At 72.8% G+C, this 16,121-nt stretch carries 14 protein-coding genes; 6 read left to right on the top strand and 8 right to left on the bottom strand.

The genetic code is table 11. The features are described from left to right. Nucleotide 1 precedes the first annotated feature (1 nt). Together purU and CP980_RS19025 are read right to left on the bottom strand one after the other, a co-directional pair. Entirely contained in the window at nt 2-877 is an 876-nt protein-coding gene (purU, locus tag CP980_RS19030; RefSeq protein ID WP_132757669.1) for a formyltetrahydrofolate deformylase, read from the bottom strand. Between the two features lie 28 nt (nt 878-905). Beyond that, nucleotides 906-1,352, bottom strand: a complete 447-nt coding sequence (locus CP980_RS19025) for an SCO4402 family protein (protein ID WP_099891350.1) — start codon at nt 1,350-1,352, stop codon at nt 906-908. A 196-nt stretch (nt 1,353-1,548) separates the two neighbouring features. Here CP980_RS19025 and CP980_RS19020 point away from each other — a divergent pair, with 196 nt between their 5' ends. Then, on the top strand, nt 1,549-2,826 hold the full coding sequence (locus CP980_RS19020; RefSeq protein ID WP_150528671.1) for an ABC transporter substrate-binding protein: 1,278 nt from the start codon (nt 1,549-1,551) through the stop codon (nt 2,824-2,826). Nucleotides 2,827-2,841: 15 nt separating this feature from the next. Here the strand turns inward: CP980_RS19020 and CP980_RS19015 are convergent, their stop codons facing one another. Both CP980_RS19015 and CP980_RS19010 read right to left on the bottom strand, forming a co-directional pair. Next, nucleotides 2,842-4,317 (bottom strand): hypothetical protein, encoded by a 1,476-nt coding sequence (locus CP980_RS19015; protein ID WP_229907298.1) that lies wholly within the window; start codon nt 4,315-4,317, stop codon nt 2,842-2,844. 106 nt (nt 4,318-4,423) lie between these two features. Then, nucleotides 4,424-5,803, bottom strand: a complete 1,380-nt coding sequence (locus tag CP980_RS19010; protein WP_132757674.1) for an NsdA family TPR-like regulatory protein — start codon at nt 5,801-5,803, stop codon at nt 4,424-4,426. 220 nt (nt 5,804-6,023) lie between these two features. Here CP980_RS19010 and CP980_RS19005 point away from each other — a divergent pair, with 220 nt between their 5' ends. The 3 genes from CP980_RS19005 to CP980_RS18995 all read left to right on the top strand — a co-directional run bounded on the left by CP980_RS19005 (nt 6,024) and on the right by CP980_RS18995 (nt 9,348). Continuing rightward, on the top strand, nt 6,024-6,704 hold the full coding sequence (locus CP980_RS19005) for a bifunctional DNA primase/polymerase (RefSeq protein WP_132757676.1): 681 nt from the start codon (nt 6,024-6,026) through the stop codon (nt 6,702-6,704). A gap of 140 nt (nt 6,705-6,844) precedes the next feature. Next, nucleotides 6,845-7,687 (top strand): ABC transporter ATP-binding protein, encoded by an 843-nt coding sequence (locus CP980_RS19000; RefSeq protein WP_132757678.1) that lies wholly within the window; start codon nt 6,845-6,847, stop codon nt 7,685-7,687. Then, the gene (locus CP980_RS18995; RefSeq protein ID WP_150528669.1) at nt 7,684-9,348 is read left to right on the top strand and encodes a transporter; all 1,665 of its coding nucleotides are present in this window, start codon (nt 7,684-7,686) and stop codon (nt 9,346-9,348) included. The genes CP980_RS19000 and CP980_RS18995 overlap by 4 nt, the downstream gene beginning before the upstream one ends. Before the next feature lie 58 nt (nt 9,349-9,406). On the opposite strand, the gene CP980_RS18990 is transcribed toward CP980_RS18995, so the two are convergent. Both CP980_RS18990 and CP980_RS18985 read right to left on the bottom strand, forming a co-directional pair. Beyond that, nucleotides 9,407-10,291: an alpha/beta fold hydrolase gene (locus CP980_RS18990; protein WP_123513931.1), complete on the bottom strand. Its 885-nt coding sequence runs from the start codon at nt 10,289-10,291 to the stop codon at nt 9,407-9,409. Nucleotides 10,292-10,600: 309 nt separating this feature from the next. Next, on the bottom strand, nt 10,601-11,293 hold the full coding sequence (locus CP980_RS18985) for an iron-dependent transcriptional repressor DtxR (protein ID WP_132757682.1): 693 nt from the start codon (nt 11,291-11,293) through the stop codon (nt 10,601-10,603). 209 nt (nt 11,294-11,502) lie between these two features. On the opposite strand from CP980_RS18985, the gene CP980_RS18980 reads away from it, so the two are divergent. Continuing rightward, nucleotides 11,503-12,258, top strand: a complete 756-nt coding sequence (locus CP980_RS18980; protein ID WP_150528668.1) for an SIS domain-containing protein — start codon at nt 11,503-11,505, stop codon at nt 12,256-12,258. A 63-nt stretch (nt 12,259-12,321) separates the two neighbouring features. On the opposite strand, the gene CP980_RS18975 is transcribed toward CP980_RS18980, so the two are convergent. Together CP980_RS18975 and pdxH are read right to left on the bottom strand one after the other, a co-directional pair. Beyond that, complete coding sequence (locus tag CP980_RS18975) at nt 12,322-13,659, bottom strand: PAS domain-containing protein (RefSeq protein WP_132757684.1); 1,338 nt, start codon at nt 13,657-13,659, stop codon at nt 12,322-12,324. 401 nt (nt 13,660-14,060) lie between these two features. Next, entirely contained in the window at nt 14,061-14,723 is a 663-nt protein-coding gene (gene pdxH, locus CP980_RS18970) for a pyridoxamine 5'-phosphate oxidase (protein WP_180291085.1), read from the bottom strand. A 200-nt stretch (nt 14,724-14,923) separates the two neighbouring features. Between pdxH and CP980_RS18965 the strand changes: the two genes are divergently transcribed. Continuing rightward, nucleotides 14,924-16,030 carry a citrate synthase 2 gene (locus CP980_RS18965; RefSeq protein ID WP_099891331.1) on the top strand — a complete coding sequence of 369 codons (1,107 nt, stop codon included), beginning with the start codon at nt 14,924-14,926 and terminating at the stop codon, nt 16,028-16,030. Nucleotides 16,031-16,121 lie beyond the last annotated feature (91 nt).

The following is a 16,121-nucleotide window of genomic DNA, read 5'->3' as shown; positions in this document are numbered from 1 at the left end:
GCTACGCGAAGACGACCGTGCGGGTGCCGTTCAGGAGCACGCGGTGCTCGCTGTGCCACTTCACGGCGCGCGCCAGCGCCTGGCATTCCACGTCGCGCCCGATGGCCACGAGCTGGTCCGGGGTCACCTCGTGGCCGACCCGCTCGACCTCCTGCTCGATGATCGGGCCCTCGTCGAGGTCGGCCGTCACGTAGTGCGCGGTGGCACCGATCAGCTTCACACCGCGCGCGTGCGCCTGGTGGTACGGCTTCGCACCCTTGAAGCTCGGCAGGAAGGAGTGGTGGATGTTGATGATCCGGCCGCTCAGCTCCTTGCACAGGGTGTCCGACAGCACCTGCATGTACCGGGCCAGCACCACGAGCTCGACGTTCTCGGCCCGCACCAGCGCCAGCAGCTGCGCCTCGGCATCGGCCTTCGTCTCCTTGGTCACCGGAATGTGGTGGAAGGGGACTCCGTAGGAGCGCACCAGTTCGGCGAAGTCCGTGTGGTTCGAGACCACCGCCGCGATCTCGACCGGCAGCGCGCCGATGCTGGAGCGGAAGAGCAGGTCGTTCAGGCAGTGCCCGAACTTCGACACCATGAGGACGATCCGCATCCGCTCGTCGGAGCGGTGCATCTGCCAGTCCATCCGGAACGAGTCGCCGATCGCGGCGAAGCTGGCCCGCAGCTTGTCGAGCGTCACCGGAGCGTCGGCGGAGAAGTGGACCCGCATGAAGAAGAGGCCGGTGTCGTGGTCGCCGAACTGCCGGCTGTCCTCGATGTTGCACCCGGTCATGAACAGGTAACTGGACACGGCGTGCACGATGCCCTGCTTGTCCGGGCATGACAGGGTCAGTACGTACTGCTGGGGGGCCTGGGTCTGCGGGTCGTCGCTCATGACCCCACAGCCTTTCACACCCCGCGGCTCACACCGCGCGGGTCAGTATCCTCAGCACTTCCAAGGACCGCGGCGGTGCGTCCGGTTCGTCCCCGTCCGCCGTCGCCAGCCGTACGTGCGCCTCGCGCGCGGCACGGACCGCCTCGGGCCAGGCGTGGTGCTCCAGGTAGGCGGTGACGGGGGCGTCGGGCCCGACCTGGTGCAGGATCCGCAGCACGCGCAGCACCGCGAGGTCCACGAGCGCGGCCTCCTGGGAGTCGCGGAAGATCGTGCCGACGTACTTCTCGGCGGACCAGCTGTCGAGCCAGGTGTCCTCGACGAGGCGGTACACGGCGTCTGTGACGTCCCCGTACCCCTCGCCGCCGGCGAGCCAGGTCTCCTCGTGGAAGACCGGGTCGGAAAGCATGTGGAGCGCCGAGCGCACGTTGCTGCGCCAGCGCCACCAGGGCATGTCGTTCAGGGGCATGCCGCCCATGGTGGAGGAGCGGCCACCGCGGCGGGAAGAGTTCTTCGAACCTTGGGCGAATGTCACGCTTGCGATGTTACGTTCACGGCTTGCGCGATCTTGAAGCACCTGTGCGCAATCCGGCCCCGGTAATTCACCTTCACGTCACCCAGCGTTGTGCCCTTCTCACTCTTCAGTTACCCGTGGGGCGGAAGCGTGCGTGGACATGACCAAATGGCGACGCACGGCTTCCCTGACCCGCACCCTGGTGGCAACGGCGACGGGGGCGTGTCTCGTCGCGGGATGCGGGGTGCTCCCCGGGAGCCCGGGGGGCTCCGGGTCGACCATCACGGTCATGACCTTCGCGCCGCAGGACACCAAGGCGACCAATATGCCGGGAATGCCGGGGATGGCCAAGGCCTACGAGGCCTGGATCAATTCCAAGGGCGGTATCAACGGCCACAAACTGCGCGTCCTGACCTGCAACGAGAAGAACACCCCGACCGGCGCCGCCGACTGCGCCCGCAAGGCCATCGACGAGAAGGCCGTCGCCGTCGTCGGCTCGTACAGCCAGCACGGACGCGCCTTCATGGCCCCGCTGGAGGCCGAGGGCATCCCCTTCGTAGGCGGGTACGGAGTCTCCTCCGAGGAGTTCCAGAGCACCCTGTCCTACCCGGTCAACGGCGGCCAGCCCGCACTCCTCGCCGGCGCCGGACACCAGCTCGGCAAGGCCTGCAGCCAGGTGGCCATCGTCCGCCCCGACACCCTCGCCGGCGACTCCATGCCGATCCTGCTCAACGCCGGACTGAAGCTCAACAAGGCGCCCGAGGCCAACGACATCCGGGCCGCCGAGGACTCCGCGGACTACATCGCGCAGGCCCGCGAGGCACTGGCCAACTCCTCGGGCGGCAAGGACCGCGGCTGCGTGACGGCCGTGCTCGGCGAGCGCACCGAGACCTTCTTCGACGCGTTCCGGCGCGAGGACTCCAAGCACAAGAACCCGCAGATCTCCTCGGTCCTCGGCAGTGTCAGCCAGGCCGTGGTCGACCGTACCGGCGGCAAGGAGAGCCCCTTCGAGGGCGCGTACGTCACCAGCTGGTACCCGGTCTCCACGGATGCGCTGTGGGAGCCGATGCGCAAGGTGATCTCCGAGCGCGCCTTCGGCAACGACGCGGTGGACCCGGACGACAGCGGAACGCAGACCACCTGGATCGCGTACACGGTCCTCAGCGAGACCTTGAAGCGGCTGGGGCCCGACGAGGACGTCACGGCGCGCAAGGTGGCGCGCATGCTGAGCCAGGAGGAGCCCGTCAAGACCGGCGGGCTGACCCCGGACCTCAGCTGGCGCTACAAGGACATGCGCGCCGTCGCCGGCTTCCCGCGCATGGTGAACGGGCGGGTCAACTTCCAGGTCGTCCAGGCCGGCCGCCTCGTCGCCCAGCAGGGCGGCGAGGCGTCGATGGACATGACGGAGACCCTGGAGCAGGCGCCGCGCGCGGCGTAGCGCTCCGCCCGTCGCTCAGAGCTGGGACTTGTCCCGCTTGGTGAGGGCGTACTTGGCCGCGATCGCGTTCCACATGGTCGCGGCCGACTCCTTCGCCTTGGTCGCCTCGCCGCTCGCCTTGTTGCCCTCGTTGGCGTTGCCGGTGCCCTTGGCCTGCCCGTCCTTGCAGCCCTTCTTGTCGGCGGCGGTGTCGTCCGCCCACGCCGCGTAGCTGTTGTCGGCGGCCGCGGAGGACTGCCAGGCCTTGGTGAGCGCGGCGGCCAGCTTCGCGTTGTCGGGGAGCTGGTCCATCTTCAGGTCCTGGAGCCGGGTGACGAGCTCCTCGCGCTGGCGGGCGGCGTCGCGCAGGTCGGTGGCCGCCTGGCCGAGGTTGCGGCAGCCCTTGATGTCGTCGACGGAGCGGATCACGGCGGCACGGCTGTCGTTGCTGTCCGCGAGGAGCTTGTCCAGCTGGACGGCCTGGGAGCGGGCCGGGTCCACGGGCGCCTCGGCGCCCGCCGCGGCCGAGCTTCCGGCGCTGGGGGTCGCGTCCGCCGCCGCGGGGTCGTTGTTCTGCTTCTTGCCGTCGCTGAGCAGCGCCCCGACACCGAGCCCGACGACGGCCAGGCCGATGACGACGGCGGCGATCACCCAGGCCGGCACGCGGCGGCCGGCCTCCGGCGGGGGCGGGGGCGGGGCGTACTGCGGTTGCTGCTGGGGGTGCTGCTGGGCCTGCGGGTGCTGCTGGAACGGCTGGGGCTGCTGGGCCTGCGGAGGCTGGGGGAACGGCTGGGGCTGAGCCGGTCCGGGCCGCTGCCCGCGCGGCGGGTACCCCCGCGGCGGCGGCTGCCGCAGCACCGGCTCCTGCACGGGCGGCAACTGCCGCGTGTGCCCGGCGCCCTGTCCCTCCTCGCGGAACAGCGCGTCGAACCCGTCGGTGACGGGCGGGATGTACTGCGTGGCGGCCTCGCCGGGCCCGGCACCGCCCGGTACGGGCGGGATGTACTGGGTGGCCGCTTCCTCGTGCGCGGCGCCGGGGGGCACCGGCGGGATGTACTGGGTCGCGCCCTCGTCACCGGCCGGGACCGGCGGGATGTACTGGGTGGCGCCCTCGTCGTGCGCGGGCGCGCCCGGGACCGGCGGGTAGGGGGCCGCGCCCTCGTCACCGGCCGGGACCGGCGGGATGTACTGGGTGACCGCCTCGGGCAGCGGCGGGTAGCCGTACCCGTGCGGCGCCCCCGGCCCCTCGTACCCGGGCCCCACCACGTGCCCGGGCGGCGCCTGCCCCGGCGCGGGCGGCTGGGCGTGGGCGGGCGGGCCCGGCTGCGGCTGGCCCTCCGGCTGCGGCGGGCCCGCCGGGGCCTGGCCCGCGGCCGGCGGGTAGCCGTACGCCGGCCGGCCCGGCTCGGGCTGCGCCGGTGGCGGGTATCCGTAGCCGGGCTGCGGGTACGCCGGGTCGGGGCCCCACGGCGTGCCCGCCTGCGGGCTGCCGCCCTGTCCGCTCTCCGTCACCGGGACTCCTTCGCCGACCACTCCGGTATTCCGAATCGTCGGCTCACGCTACCCGGTCACCCCCCGCCGCCGGAGGCCCCCCGGACCGATCGGCGAGACACCCCCCCTACGCCACCACCTCCAGCCGCGCGGTGAATTCGCGGGCCGCCGGCTCCTCGCGGTACGGGGCGAGGCGGGTCCGGAAGTCGTCCAGGTACTCCGCACCCCGGTTCGAGCGGAGCCCCGACAGCAGCTCGGCCGCCTTCGCGGCCGTCTGGCACGCCTGCTCCACCTCGCGCTGCTGCACCTGCGCCGCCGCCAGCAGCAGCAGCCCGATCGACCGGCGCCGCTCCTTCCCCGCCGGGAGCCCCCGCAGCGCCTCCTGCGCCTGCCGGGCCGCCGCGTCCGCCTGGCCCAGGTCCCGGTGGCAGTGCGCCAGCTCGTCCGCGAGGTACGCCGCGTCGAAGTGCCGGATCCACACCGGGTCGTCGCCCGACTCCGGCTCCGCCCGCTCCAGCGCCGTCACCGCCCGCGAGGACAGCACCGCCGTGGCCCGGGCGTCGCCCAGCAGCGCGTGCCCGCGCGCCTCGGCGGCGTAGAACATCGCCTCCACCCGCGGCGTGACCTGCCCGCGGGTCCCCTCCTGCGCGGCCCGCGCCAGCTGCGCGATCTCCCGCGGGTTGCCCAGCTCCGCCGCGAGGTGGCTCATCGACGCCGCGAGCACGTAGCCCCCGTACGCCCGGTCCCCGGCCGCCTGCGCCAGCCGCAGCGCCTGGATGTAGTAGCGCTGAGCCAGACCCGGCTGGCCGGTGTCCACCGCCATGTACCCGGCCAGCTCGGTCAGTCTGGCCACCGCCGCGAACAGCGCTCGCCCGACCGGCTCCCGGTAGGAGCCCCCGATCAGCCCTGAGACCACGGAGTTGAGGTAGTGCACGACGACGGGCCGCACGTGCCCGCTGCCGAAGCGGTGGTCGAGTTCCTTGAGGGCGTCGGTGGTCGCCCGTACCGCCTCCACGTCCGGCATCCCGACGCGCGAGCCGCCGCTGCGCGCCACCTGCGCGTCGGCGCCGGTGATCAGCCAGTCGCGGCTCGGCTCGACCAGCGCCGAAGCGGCCACGCTGGAGCCCGAAAGGAAGTCGCGGCGGCCGACGTCGCTCCGCCACAACTCGCTGACCTGCTCGATGGCGCCGACGACGGTCGGGGAGAACTGCAGGCCGATGCCGGAGGCGAGGTTCTTGCCGTTGGCCATGCCGATCTCGTCGATGGTGACGGTCCGGCCGAGTTTGCGCCCCAGCGCCTCGGCGATGATGCCCGGCGCCCGGCCGCGCGGCTGCTGACCGCGCAGCCACCGGGCCACCGACGTCTTGTCGTAGCGGAGATCGAGGCCGTGTTCGGCCCCGCACATGTTGACGCGCCGGGCGAGCCCGGCGTTCGAGCACCCGGCTTCCTGGATGAGCGCCTGAAGCCGTTCATTCGGCTGGCGCGCGACGAGAGGCCTGGCTGCCATGAAAACCCCCAGTAGCCGCGGGTGATCGTTGGAATGATCACTTCCCGCCTGAGTTGCGGAGAATCATCCGCTCTGCGTCGTGTCGCTACCCAACTCCGGCGCCCCGACCTCCTACGCGCCCCCACACGTGCTCCAGTGCGCCCCGTATGCAGGATCGATGCTCCGGCCACCGGCCGGTTTACGCCCGTAACCCCGAGTGACCCCGGGAGTTGTGATGGGCGTGGAAGAGACCATCGGAGTCACGGAGACCGCACCCATCCCCAAGCAGCGCGGCGAGCAGCTGCTGGACCATGCCGTGCGGTACGCGGAAGAACGGCACTGGGACGTCTTCGCCGGCACCTGGCTGGAGTCCGCGGACGGGCGGGAGGTGTGCTCCTGCGGGGCGCAGGACTGCCCGGCGCCCGGCGCCCACCCCACGGTGAAGGACTGGGCGGCTCTGGCCACGGGCAGCGCCGTCCAGGTGCGGCGGATCTGGGCGAAGCGGCCCGAGGCCTCGATCCTGCTGCCGACGGGGCGGACCTTCGACGCGCTGGACGTGCCTGACTCGGCCGGGTTCCTGGCGCTGGCGCGCCTGGAGCGGATGGAGCGCACCCTCGGCCCGGTCGCCCTGACGCCCGACCACCGCATGCTGTTCTTCGTCCTGCCGGGCGCCGGGGCGAAGGTGCCGGACCTGGTGCGCAAGCTGGGCTGGTCGCCCGCCTCGATCGACCTGACCGCGCGGGGCGAGGGCGAGTACGTGGCCGCCCCGCCCACCCGCTTCGGCGGCCGCGGCGCGGTCCAGTGGGCGCGGCGGCCCACCCCGGCCAACCGGTGGCTGCCGGACACCGAGGAGCTGATCGCGGCGCTGGCGTACGCGTGCGGACGCGAGGCTGCGGCGGACCGGGACCGGCGGGGCGCCTGAGCCGAACCGCCGAGATCGCAGGTCAGGACCGGGATGTTCGTGCCCGGGAACTCATAACATAAGTAACTGCCCAGCCCCTCCCCGCCCTCCTATCGTGAGAAGGGCAAGACCACGGGGATCAGGACGAGAGGCAGGCGCACATGCCGGACCAGGCAGTTGCGACGGGCGGGACGGACGGACGGGACGGCGCGCGATCCGCGCCGTCCGCCGGACGGGCGGCGGTACGGGTCGAGGGCCTGTGGAAGCGCTTCGGCGAGCAGGTCGCGGTCGCGGGGATCGATCTGGAGCTGCCCGCGGGGCAGTTCATCGGCCTGGTCGGGCCGAACGGCGCGGGCAAGACGACGACGCTGTCGATGGTGACCGGGCTGCTGCGCCCGGACATGGGGCGGGTCTTCGTCGCCGGACACGACGTGTGGAGCGACCCGGTCGAGGTGAAGTCGCGGATCGGCGTGCTGCCGGAGGGCCTGCGGCTGTTCGAGCGCCTCTCGGGGCGCGAACTGCTCGGCTACATGGGCCGGCTGCGCGGGCTGCCGGGCGACGAGACCGACAAGCGGGCCACGCAGCTGCTGGACGTGCTCGACCTCGCGGGCTCGCAGCACAAGCTGGTCGTGGACTACTCGACGGGCATGCGGAAGAAGATCGGCCTGGCCGCCGCCCTGCTGCACAACCCCGAAGTCCTCTTCCTGGACGAGCCGTTCGAGGGCGTGGACCCGGTGTCGGCGCAGACCATCCGCGGGGTGCTGGAGCGGTACACGGCGTCCGGCGCCACCGTCGTCTTCTCCTCCCACGTGATGGAGCTGGTCGAGTCGCTGTGCGACTGGGTCGCCGTCATGGCCGCCGGCCGGATCCGCGCCGCGGGCCCGCTGGCCGACGTACGGGGCGACGCACCCTCGCTGCAGGCCGCATTCCTGGAGCTGGTCGGCGCGGGCGGGCGCGACGCCGGGGACTCGCTGGACTGGCTCGGCGGGCAGGCCGCCCGATGAGCGCCGCATCCGCCCCCGCCCCGGCGGCCGGGCGCACCTCGGCCGCGGCCCCGGCCGCCGCTCCCGCGGTGAACCTGACCTCGGTCTTCGTCCGCCTCAAGCTCTCGCTGCTCCGCAACGGGCTCAAGGGCTCCTCGAAGCGCAAGGCCGCGTACTTCACCTCGCTGGCCCTGTCGCTGGCGGTGGCCTGCCTCGCGATGACCGGCCTGGCCGTACTGCACGGGAACGCGCACGCGGGCACCGTCGTCGTACTGCTCGCCGCGATCCTGGCGCTGGGCTGGACCTTCATGCCGCTGTTCTTCCCGAGCGGGGACGAGACGCTCGACCCGAGCAGGCTCGTCATGCTGCCGCTGCGGCCGCGGCCCCTCGTACGGGCCCTGCTGGCCTCCTCGCTGGTCGGCATCGGCCCGCTGTTCACGGTCTGCCTGGCGGTGGGCTCGGTGGTGGCCGTCGCGCGGGGCGCGGCGGGCATCGTGGCGGCCGTGGTGGCCGTGCCGCTGCTGGTGCTGGGCTGCGTCGCACTGGCCCGCTCGGTGGCCACGGCCAACGTGCGGCTGCTGACCAGCCGCAAGGGGCGCGACCTGGCGCTGCTCAGCGGTCTGCTGATCGCGATAGGCGCGCAGGTGGCGAACTTCGCGAGCCAGCGCCTTTTCGATTCGGGCGGGCTCGCGCAGCTGGAGCCGGCCGAGGCCGTGGTGCGGTGGCTGCCGCCCGCGACGGCCGTCGGCATGGTGGACTCGGCGAGCAAGGGCTCGTACGGGGTGGCGGCGGGCCAGCTGGCGGTGACCGTCCTCGCACTGGTCCTGCTGCTGCGGTTCTGGGAGCGGAGCCTGACCGCGCTGATGGTCACCCCGGACGGGTCGACGATCGCGGCGGCGAAGCCGTCGGGGAAGCGGGAGTCCGCGGGCGGCGCCGGTGCGTGGGCGTTCCTGCCGGCCGGCCGGACGGGCGCGGTCATGCAGCGCTCGCTGCGCTACGTGGTGCGCGACCCGAAGACGAAGTCGGCGTGGGTGACGGCGCTGGCGGTCGGTGCGATCGTCCCGGTCTTCAACGCCCTGCAGGGCACGGGCTCGATGTACCTGGCCTGCTTCGGCGCGGGCATGCTGGGCATGCAGATGTACAACCAGTTCGGGCAGGACACCTCGGCGTTCTGGATGGTCGCGCAGACCATCTCGACCCCGCGGGAGGCGTTCGAGGAGCTGCGCGCCCGCGCGTACGCCCTGGCCCTGGTGACCGTCCCGTACACGGTCGTGCTGACGGCGGTCACGGCGGCGCTCCTGGAGGACTGGGCCGCGCTCCCGGCGGGGCTCGGGGTGAGCCTGGCGCTGCTCGGCTCGATGCTGTGCACGGGCGCGCTGGCCTCGGCCCGGTTCCCGTACTCGATCCCGTCGGACGGCGCGTTCAAGAACGTGGCGCCGGGCCAGGGCGGGCTCGCGTGGGCGGGCATCTTCGGCGGCATGCTGGTGTCGGCGCTGATCTGCTCGCCGGTGATCGCACTGACGGTCTTCCTCAACGTGACGGACCAGCAGGCGCTGACCTGGATCGTGCTCCCGCTGGGCGCGGCCTGGGGCACCTTCGCGGCCTGGGCGGGACTGCGCCTGGCGGCCCCGATGGTGGCCAGGACCCTGCCGGAGATCCTCCTGGCGGTCAGCAAGGGCTGAGCGGCCGGTACGCGGGAGGGGGTGACGGGCTGCGCGCCCGTCACCCCCTCCCGCGTCTTCAGCGGGCGGCGCTCGCGATCCGGTCCAGGAAGGGTTCGAGGGCGGCGCGCCAGGCCGCCGGCTGGTCGTAGTGGAGGTAGTGGCCGGCGTCGGGGATCTCGGCGTACTGGCCGGCCGGCAGGACGCGGACCATCTCCTGGGCTTCCGCGCGGCCCAGTTCACCGTCGAGGCCGCGGACGACCAGGGTCGGGCAGCGGACCTGGGCCAGCTCCTCCCAGTGCGCGTCGTGGACCCAGGTCTCGCGGGCGGTCAGCATCTGGCGGCGGGAGAACAGGGGGCGCCAGCCGTCCGTGGCCTGGTGCATCACCTCGGCGAAGAAGGCGCCGCGGCCGGGATCGGGGCGCTCCACCCGGGGATCGTCCTCGCCGAACCAGCGGCGGGCGGCGTCCTGGGTGGGGAAGGGGAGGGGCCAGCGGCGGAACCATTCCTCCCATTCCTGCTGGGAGGCCTCGCCGAGGGCGGAGGCGCGCATGTCGCAGATGACCAGGGCCTCGACCAGGTCGGGGCGGCGGGCGGCGAGCTGCCAGCCGGTGAGGGCGCCCATGGAGTGGCCGACCAGGGTCACGGGGGCCAGGCCGAGCTGCTCGATGACGGCCTCTGCATCGGCCACGAACGCGTCGCGTCCCAGGGGGGTCGAGGCGCCCGGGCCGGCGGCGGGGCGCTCGCTCTGGCCGTGACCGCGCTGGTCGAGGGCGATGACGCGGCGGTGCTCGGAGAGCCAGCGGGCGGTGCCCGCCCAGTGGAAGGCGCGGCCCATCAGACCGTGGAGTAACAGCACCCGGGGCACGTCCGGATCCGGGGGCGCACTCGTGGGTGATTCCCGGAACTCCCAGGCGGCCAGGCGCACACCGTCTGCCCCTGTCACATCGATGCGCTGTACCACGGCAGATGCACCCCCTTCGCTCGCGGCCAGACTATCGAACCCGTATTCGAAAACGGGGTTCTCGCCTTCAACACCGCTCTTTCGAGTGACCTTGCTCAAGGATTGGCCGCCCCTGCCGATGGAGATCCTTTCAACAGGGAGGCGGGCCGCTCGGGGAAGACGGTCCGAGGGGATGACCTTGAGAGCTCGGGGCTCCGGGTCAGCAAAGGGGAGGACCGGTCCCGGCGCCGCAAGGCGCCGGGACCGCCCACGCCCACCATCGACCGTGCTGCCACCGACAGTGCCGCGCGCCCGCCCGTGCCGAGGCCGTCAGCGCTTGGCCACGAACACGTGCGAGGCGATCTCCGCATCCAGCTCCGCGGCCTCGCCGCCGCTGCCGACCAGCACCCCGCCCGGCGACTCCGTCACGCTGACCACCGCGCCGGGCTGCACGCCCGCCCGCCGCAGCGTGTACATCAGTTGGGCGTCCGTCTGGATCGGCTCCCCGATCCGGCGCACGACCACCGTCTTGCCGTCGGCGCCCGGGTCGAGCTCCGACAGGCTGACCATGCCGTCCTCCAGGAACGGGTCGGCCTCGGCCTTCTCGCCCAGCTCCTCCAGGCCCGGGATCGGGTTCCCGTACGGCGACTCCGTCGGGTGGCGCAGCAGCTCCAGCACCCGCCGCTCCACCGCCTCGCTCATCACGTGCTCCCAGCGGCAGGCCTCGGCGTGCACCTGCTCCCATTCCAGGCCGATGACGTCGACGAGGAGGCATTCGGCGAGCCGGTGCTTGCGCATCACGCGCGTCGCCAGCCGGCGCCCCTCCTCCGTCAGCTCCAGGTGGCGGTCGCTCGCCACGGCCACCAGGCCGTCGCGCTCCATGCGCGCCACCGTCTGGCTCACCGTCGGGCCGCTCTGGTCGAGCCGCTCGGCGATGCGGGCGCGCATGGGGACCACGCCTTCCTCTTCCAGCTCGAGGATGGTGCGGAGATACATCTCCGTGGTATCGATCAGTCCGGACATTCGTGCCCCTCGGATATCGTGCGCTGGCCCTGCACCCAATTCTGACGCATCGCGCCGACAACCGTCCCGTGCCGGACGTCAACCCCGCCCGGGACATCCCCGGACGACCCGGCCCCGGGATTGACGTTCGTATTGACACGCCCTTGGTCCAGACCGCACGGTGAGCGGCGGACACGGACGAACCCCACCTCTGGAAGGGCCATCGGCGTATGAGCGAGAGCAAGCTGGCCGGTCAGTTCCTCGACGCAGCGATCGGGCTCCTGGAGCGGGTGCGGACCGAGGAGGCCGCGCACATCTCCGAGGCCGGCGCCGTCATCGCGGACGCCGTGGCCGCCGGGAACCGGCTCTTCGCCTTCGGCGCCGGGCACTCCTCGCTCCCCGCGCAGGACGTGGTCTACCGGGCCGGCGGACTCGCGCTGATGAACTTCCTCGCGGTCCCCGGCACCGTCGGGATCGACGTCATGCCGGCCACCCTCGGCAGCGCCCTGGAGCGGGTGGACGGCCTCGCCGGGGCCGTCCTCGACAGCAGCCCGGCCACCGACGGGGACGTCCTCGTGATCATCTCCCTCTCGGGGCGCAACGCGCTTCCGGTGGAGATGGCCATGAACGCCCGGGCCATCGGCCTCAAGGTGATCGGCGTGACCTCGGTGGCGTACGCGACGGGGACCAAGTCGCGGCACGCCTCCGGCAGCTTCCTCAAGGACCACTGCGACATCGTCCTCGACAGCAAGATCGCCGTCGGCGACGCCGAGCTGAGCCTCGACGGCATCGACGCGCCGTTCGCCCCCGCCTCCACCGTCGTGACCAGCGCGATCATGCAGGCCGTGATGGCGGCGGCCGCCGGCGAGCTCGCCGCCCGCGGCCTGGAGCCCCCGCTGCTGCGCTCGGGCAACGTGGACGGCGGCCACGAATGGAACGGCCGCGTCCTCAAGGAGTACGGCGACCGGATCTTCTTCCGCCACTGAGCTCCCTTCCGCCACCGGCCCTCCCCTCCACACGTCCACACGTCCACACGCCTCCACGCACCTCTACGCGCCGGGCAGCTCCCCGTCCCTGGGCGGGCGGGGGCGGGACGCCAGGTCGAGGTCGGCCGCCACCCGGGCCGCCACCTCCTCCGCGTACGCCGCGTCCGCCTGCTCGAAGGCGGCCCGCGAAGCGGCCCGTACGAAGGTGAGCGCCCCCACGGTCCGTCCGCGGCTGCGCAGCACCGTGCACAGCACGTGCGCCGCGTCCTCGGGCCACTGCCGCTCCCGCGCCCAGCTCCCGGCCGGCTCCCCGCGCGGAGCGCTCGTACGCACCGAGCCGATCCGGTCCAGCGCCTGGAGCGCCGGGTGCCCGGGCGCGTACCGGGCCGGGAGCGCGCCCGCGCCCGGCAGCAGGGGCGGTGACGCCGCCATGCGTACGAGCCGGCGCCGGTCCGGATCGCCCGACCGCTCCAGTACGTCGAGCAGCGCGTGCTCCGCGAAGCCGGCGAGCGCGAAGTCCAGTCGTACGGCGGCCGCCTCGGCCGGGTCCTCGCACTCGGCGGCAGCCCGGCCCGAGCGGTGCAGCTGGCCGGCCCGGAAGCGCAGCTGCGCCGTGTCCAGAGCCGCCTGCCGGACCTCGGTGATGTCCTGGAACAGCCAGCCCACCCCGAGCGGCACCGGCTCCTCCGCCAGCGGGGAGCCCAGCCGCAGGAACCCCGACCGCCAGCACCGCCGCCGCACCCCCTCCGGCGTGCGGACCGACACCCACAGCTCCATGGGCGCCGGCGGGGAGCCCTCGGCGAGCACGTGCTGCAGCGCCCCCTCCAGCTCCTCGACCCCCTGGGCCAGCAGGTCCCCCAGCGGCCGCCCGAGCAGCGCGGTGCGCCCGGAGCCGAAGGCGCGGGCCGCGTGCGCGTTGACCACCGCGGGCCTCAGGTCCACGTCGACGAGGACCACGCCCCACGAGGCGTCGTCCATCAGCGCCTCGCTGAGAGCGATGGACCGCTCCAGGTCGATCTGGGCGTGCACCTCGCTGAAGGCGCAGTACACCCCGGCGGGCTTCCCGTCCGCCCCTGGCACCCCGGCGGACTGGGTCCGTACGAGTACCCGTCCGCCCTCCTTGGTCAGCAGCGCGAACTCGTGCACCTGTCGCCCGGGCACGTCCTGGGCGGACATGAGACGCTCCTCCACGTCCTGCGCGTCGGCGGGGCGCACGGCCCACCCGGCGAAGCCCTTGCGCCCGACCGCCTCGGCGGCGCTCCAGCCGAGGATCCGCTCGGCCTCGCGGTTCCAGTGCGTGATCACGCCGTCGGAGTCGAACGCGCACAAGGCGGCGTCCATCCCGTCGAGCAGCGCTGCGAGCAGATCGTCGGTGGTCTCACCACGTCCGGAAGCACTCACCTGGCACCCCCTGCAGGTGTTCGCGTGTGCGGCACGTCAGATCATTGAACTGGAACGTGACGCAGCCCACACCGCATTCCCCGAATCGCCCCGAAATAAATAGCTTGAGGACCTCGGGCAGCGGTTCTAGGCTCTGCCTTACACGAGAAGGGAGGTGGTTCCCGAAATGTACGGAAACCGGACGCGTGAGGTGGCTGCGGGCTAAGGGCCCGTCGTCGCACGCACCCAGTGCGGTGCCCGGCGGGTAGCCAGGCGCCAATCCCAAGCAGTCACCCGACCCGCGAGCTCGCCGGTACGTCCGGCCGGCTTCTCTCACTGCAGGAGAGAAACCCGAGCTCGCGGGTCGTCTGCGTGTCGGCGCCAGGGCGTACGGACGCCAGGGCGCTACGGGCGGCGGTGCGCTACGGGCACAGGCGCTCCAGACGCCACTTCCCGTCCTCCAGGACGTAGCGCAGCCGGTCGTGCAGGCGGTTCTCGTGGCCCTGCCAGAACTCGATCCCGTCGGGGACGACCCGGATGCCGCCCCACTCGGGCGGGACCGGGACCTGCTCGCCCTCGGGGTAGCGCTCCGCGAGCTCCGCGTAGCGCCGGTCGAGCTCGGCGCGGGAGGCGATCACCCGGGACTGCTCGCTCGCCCAGGCGCCCAGCTGCGAGCCGTGCGGACGGGAGCGGAAGTACGCCGCCGTCTCGTCACGGCCGGTCCGCGAGGCCGTGCCCGTGACGATGACCTGGCGGGAGATGGGGTGCCAGGGGAAGAGCAGCGCGACGTGCGCGTTGGCGTCGATCTCACGGCCCTTGCGGGAGCCGTAGTTGGTGTAGAAGACGAATCCCCGCTCGTCGAACTGCTTCAGCAGCACCGTGCGGGAACTGGGCCGGCCGTCGGGGGTCGCCGTCGAGACGACCATCGCGTTGGGTTCGAAGAGGTGCGAGTCCGCGGCCTGCTGGAACCACTCGGCGAACTGCCGCATGGGGTCCTCGGCGAGCCCGTCCTCGTGGACGATCTCCGAGCGGTACTGCTTGCGCATCGTGGCGGGGTCAATGTCCTGGTCGGTCACGCGTGCCATCCTGCCGCAGGAGTGCTCGCGGCAGTGTGCCGTATGTCACGCTTCCGCCTGCCATCCGGAACAGCCAAAATCTTGGGGCCGGTCCGGAGGTCCCCACACGGGTGACCGACGGCCGTGCCGGGCATCAACGGGGATGACCGCGCCGGACCGCGAGTCACGCCGGGAGCCGCGCGTGTTCGCACTATCTGAGGAGCCGCCTGATGTCCGATTTCGTACCCGGGCTCGAAGGGGTCGTCGCGTTCGAGACCGAGATCGCCGAACCGGACAAGGAAGGCGGATCGCTCCGCTACCGCGGGGTCGACATCGAAGATCTCGTCGGACACGTCTCGTTCGGCAACGTCTGGGGCCTGCTGGTCGACGGGGCGTTCAACCCCGGCCTCCCCGCCGCCGAGCCCTTCCCGATCCCCGTGCACTCCGGCGACATCCGCGTCGACGTGCAGTCCGCCCTCGCCATGCTCGCCCCCGTGTGGGGTCTGAAACCGCTGCTCGACATCGACGAGCGGACCGCCCGCGACAACCTCGCGCGCGCCGCCGTGATGGCGCTGTCGTACGTCGCGCAGTCCGCGCGCGGGCAGGGCCGGCCGATGGTGCCGCAGAGCGAGATCGACAAGGCCGAGTCCGTCGTCGAGCGGTTCATGATCCGCTGGCGGGGCGAGCCGGACCCCAAGCACGTCAAGGCCGTCGACGCGTACTGGACCTCGGCCGCCGAGCACGGCATGAACGCCTCCACGTTCACCGCGCGCGTGATCGCCTCGACCGGCGCCGACGTGGCCGCCGCCCTCTCCGGCGCCGTGGGCGCCATGTCCGGGCCGCTGCACGGCGGTGCGCCCTCCCGCGTCCTCGGCATGATCGAGGAGATCGAGCGCACCGGCGACGCCGTGGCGTACGTGAAGAAAACCCTGGACAAGGGCGAGCGGCTGATGGGCTTCGGGCACCGCGTCTACCGGGCCGAGGACCCGCGCGCCCGCGTGCTGCGGCGTACGGCCAAGGAGCTGGACGCCCCGCGCTACGAGGTGGCCGCCGCGCTGGAGAAGGCCGCGCTGGAGGAGCTGCACGCCCGCCGCCCCGACCGGGTGCTCGCGACGAACGTGGAGTTCTGGGCCGCGATCATGCTGGACTTCGCGGAGGTCCCGGCGCACATGTTCACCTCCATGTTCACCTGCGCCCGGACCGCCGGCTGGTCGGCGCACATCCTGGAGCAGAAGCGCACGGGCCGCCTGGTGCGGCCGTCGGCGCGCTACATCGGCCCGGGACGGCGCGACCCGCGCGAGATCGAGGGGTACGCCGACATCGCCGACACGGCCTGAGCCTTCTGTTCGTACGCCTTCGCAGGCCTTCGCACACCGGTCGGGGCGCCTCTCCCGTGGGGACACGGGAGAGGCGCCCTCGGCGTGTGCG

The organism is Streptomyces vinaceus, from assembly GCF_008704935.1.
Lineage (GTDB): Bacteria > Actinomycetota > Actinomycetes > Streptomycetales > Streptomycetaceae > Streptomyces > Streptomyces vinaceus.
The sequence above is the reverse complement of the archived record's forward strand: the minus strand, read 5'-3'. Positions and strand labels throughout refer to the sequence as shown.

Coding starts and splice junctions, on each gene's coding strand:
- purU (WP_132757669.1), bottom strand. CDS start 877: ATGAGCGACGACCCGCAGACCCAGGCCCCCCAGCAGTACGTACTGACC.
- CP980_RS19025 (WP_099891350.1), bottom strand. CDS start 1,352: ATGGGCGGCATGCCCCTGAACGACATGCCCTGGTGGCGCTGGCGCAGC.
- CP980_RS19020 (WP_150528671.1), top strand. CDS start 1,549: ATGACCAAATGGCGACGCACGGCTTCCCTGACCCGCACCCTGGTGGCA.
- CP980_RS19010 (WP_132757674.1), bottom strand. CDS start 5,803: ATGGCAGCCAGGCCTCTCGTCGCGCGCCAGCCGAATGAACGGCTTCAG.
- CP980_RS19000 (WP_132757678.1), top strand. CDS start 6,845: ATGCCGGACCAGGCAGTTGCGACGGGCGGGACGGACGGACGGGACGGC.
- CP980_RS18995 (WP_150528669.1), top strand. CDS start 7,684: ATGAGCGCCGCATCCGCCCCCGCCCCGGCGGCCGGGCGCACCTCGGCC.
- CP980_RS18985 (WP_132757682.1), bottom strand. CDS start 11,293: ATGTCCGGACTGATCGATACCACGGAGATGTATCTCCGCACCATCCTC.
- CP980_RS18980 (WP_150528668.1), top strand. CDS start 11,503: ATGAGCGAGAGCAAGCTGGCCGGTCAGTTCCTCGACGCAGCGATCGGG.
- pdxH (WP_180291085.1), bottom strand. CDS start 14,723: ATGGCACGCGTGACCGACCAGGACATTGACCCCGCCACGATGCGCAAG.
- CP980_RS18965 (WP_099891331.1), top strand. CDS start 14,924: ATGTCCGATTTCGTACCCGGGCTCGAAGGGGTCGTCGCGTTCGAGACC.